Genomic DNA, 3,119 nt, shown 5'->3' on the forward strand with positions numbered 1-3,119 from the left:
TGGTCCAGATATCACGGGTGACAAGACTGAAGCGCTTGGGTATTGCCACAGTCTGAATTTGCTCGGACAAGACTTCACCAGCTGCACGTTGCATAGCCGGTATCTCCGGCATTTCTTTGCTTAACTGCTGCCAACGTTGGCGCAGCGGTTCCCATAGTAATGCAGCGAATAAAAATGCCGGCGTAACCGGTTTATTATCAGCCAGCCGTTTATCGGTGTTTTCCAGCGCTTTCATCAGCAATGTTCGTGGATAGCCGTCTTTTTCCTGATGCAGTAAAGCCGCTGTTTGCGGATAAAGATGATCAAACACACCATAGTGACAAAGCAGCTCGTGAGTCACAGCGGCCTGTCCACTTAAATACAGTTTTAAGGTTTCATCAAATAATCTGGCCGGAGGAATATCGCCTAGTAATGGTGCCAAATCAACAATCAATTGCTCGGTTTCAGCTTCCAGTTTGAGACCTAACTTTGCCATAAACCGTAAAGCACGCAACATTCTCACCGGGTCTTCGCGATAACGAACCGGTTTATCACCAATTAACCGAATCAGACCGGCTTGTAAATCAGCAATACCACCGGTGTAATCGACAATTGAAAAATCACGGATATTGTAGTAAAGGGCATTAATGGTGAAGTCCCGCCGCCAGGCATCCTGCTCTAATGTGCCATACACATTATCCTGCATGATGCGGCCTTGATCATCGACATGATTTTTCGCTTCAGGTGGCGCACGAAAAGTCGCTACTTCAATAATTTCATCACGGCCAAAACGTACATGAACCAGTTTAAAACGTCGGCCAATCAGCTGGCTACGGCGAAATAAACGATGAACCTGTTCAGGCAAAGCATTGGTGGTGATATCAAAATCTTTGGGTTCATAACCCAGTAACAAATCCCGTACACAACCACCCACCAGATATGCTTCGTAACCTGCATCTTTAAGGGTATAAAGTACTTTTAGTGCGCTGGGACTGATGAGATCACGAGAAATATTATGGTCAGCTCGAGGCACAATAAGTGGCGCAGCTCCCTCAGCAGCTGCACGGCTTTTTTTACCGGCTTTGATCCGTTTGAATGAGTTAATGAGTGAATTTATCGAAAGCATAAGGAGCGAATAATACCATGCTTGCAGGCGATAACCGGAATTTGTATCAATTTATCTCACTGCTCGGCGGACTGGTGCAAATGAATGACGATGAATTGGCGAAGGACCTAAATCGAGTAACGCCTGTTGATGCTGTGCCGTCGGATAACCTTTATTTTTGGCCAGACCATAGCCGGGATAAAGCTGATCCAAAATCAGCATTTCACGATCCCTGGCCACCTTAGCCAATATGGAAGCTGCTGCTATTGCAGGTTCCGTCAAATCCCCTTTGATGATTGTGGTAACAGGACATGGCAACTGCGGCGCATGATTGCCATCGACCAACGCATGTTCCAGCTCAAATGGCAAAGCTGCCACCGCACGTTGCATGGCCAGTAAACTGGCTTGCAGAATATTTAACTGATCAATTTCTTCGACTTCTGCCCGTCCCAGCGCCCAGGCATAAGCGTATTCTTCAATGATCGGCACCAACTGTTCCCGGCGTTTTTCACTGAGTTTTTTAGAATCTGTCAGGCCTGCAATCGGTTTATTCGGATCCAGTACTACGGCAGCTGTAACAACTGGCCCCGCTAGAGGGCCTCGCCCTACTTCATCAATACCGGCAATTAAGACTATCGTCGTCATGAAAGCAAACTAAGCACAAGTTTAGCTGCATTGTCTGCACCACCGGATGGTCCCAGTGCTTCTCGCACCTGCTGACGAATTTGTTCGGCATTTTTCAAGCGTTGAGGATGCGTCAGTAAATCCATTAATTGCTGTTCAAGCCGGACAGAAGTGACATCATCTTGCAACAACTCCTTGATAACCGGTTGTTTTGTCACAATATTGCACAACCCCACATAGGGGATTTTTACCAGCCGTTTTAAGATACGATAACTCCAAGGCGAAACCTTATAGATAATAAAATGCGGAACACCCAGCAACGCAATTTCAAGCGTAACAGTCCCCGATGCCGCAACAATAGCATCGCACGCTTTAATAACGTCGTAAAAATCGTCTTTAATAATACTGATATGTAATCGTGAACCTGCCAGATACTGATGAAGATAGGTTTCATCAATCCCGGGAGCTTGGGGGATAACAACACTAACTGGAAAATGCCGTTGCTGTATTCGTTCGGCTGCTTCAAGCATTACAGGCAGTAACACTGAAATTTCACTGCGACGACTGCCGGGAAATAAACCAATAACCCGAATATCATTATCCAAAGCAAACTTTTCACGCGCAGCATTTTGAGATAGTTCAGTATGAACAGCATCGACTAATGGGTGGCCGACACAGGTCACTGCAACTCCTGCTGTTTGGTATATTTCCTGTTCAAATGGAAATAACACAGCCATATGATCCACATCACGTTTGATTTGTTCAATACGCCCCGCTCGCCATGCCCATATTTTTGGACTGATGTAATACAGCACTTTAATCCCAAGCTTTTTAGCTTGTTTCGCCAGTTTCAGATTAAAGCCGGGATAATCCACCAGAATGAGTAAATCCGGTGGCTGACGGCGTAATTCAGCCACAACCTTATTAAAAATACCTTTGATTCTTGGGTAGCGTTTTATGACTTCTACCAGGCCCATCACTGCTAATTCGGCAAAATCGATATTAATATCAGCACCAGCAGCACGCATTTTCTCACCACCAATACCGGTGATATAAATAGCGGGCTGTTGTTGTTTTAATGCACTGACAAGACGGGCAGCATGTGCTTCACCCGATGCCTCACCAGCAACAATATGGATATGATTACTCACTGCGCCTGACTCAGTCTTCTAAATAACCGGTTAACTCGAGACCAAAACCGGATACACCGGTCAATTTAGTTGGCGTACCAATCACTCGCATTTTACGCACACCCAGATCCGCTAAAATTTGTGCTCCAACGCCAAATGTTCTTAAATCCCAGCTGGCTTTGAACGGCGCTGCTATACCTTGATCCTGCTGCTGGTAACGGGCAATTTTTGCTGCCAATTGTTTGTTCTGTTCGGGTTGACGCAATACCACTAAAACGCCT

The 3,119-nt window shown here is 45.8% G+C and carries 4 protein-coding genes; all 4 read right to left on the reverse strand.

Annotation, left to right across the window (positions count from 1 at the left end):
• The coding region (pcnB, locus tag B3O33_RS11080) for a polynucleotide adenylyltransferase PcnB (protein WP_414673291.1) at positions 1-1,105 on the reverse strand (1,105 nt) is incomplete at its 3' end.
• Positions 1,106-1,156: 51 nt separating this feature from the next.
• The gene (rnhB, locus tag B3O33_RS11085; RefSeq protein ID WP_292361430.1) at positions 1,157-1,729 is read right to left on the reverse strand and encodes a ribonuclease HII; all 573 of its coding nucleotides are present in this window, start codon (positions 1,727-1,729) and stop codon (positions 1,157-1,159) included.
• The gene (lpxB, locus tag B3O33_RS11090; protein WP_292361431.1) at positions 1,726-2,859 is read right to left on the reverse strand and encodes a lipid-A-disaccharide synthase; all 1,134 of its coding nucleotides are present in this window, start codon (positions 2,857-2,859) and stop codon (positions 1,726-1,728) included. The genes rnhB and lpxB overlap by 4 nt, the downstream gene beginning before the upstream one ends.
• 10 nt (positions 2,860-2,869) lie before the next feature.
• On the reverse strand, positions 2,870-3,119 hold a 250-nt coding region (locus B3O33_RS11095; protein WP_414673292.1), incomplete at its 5' end, for a GTP cyclohydrolase II.

It is taken from the genome of Methylophaga sp. UBA1464 (genome assembly GCF_002325665.1).
Lineage (GTDB): Bacteria > Pseudomonadota > Gammaproteobacteria > Nitrosococcales > Methylophagaceae > Methylophaga.

Coding starts and splice junctions, on each gene's coding strand:
- rnhB (WP_292361430.1), bottom strand. CDS start 1,729: ATGACGACGATAGTCTTAATTGCCGGTATTGATGAAGTAGGGCGAGGC.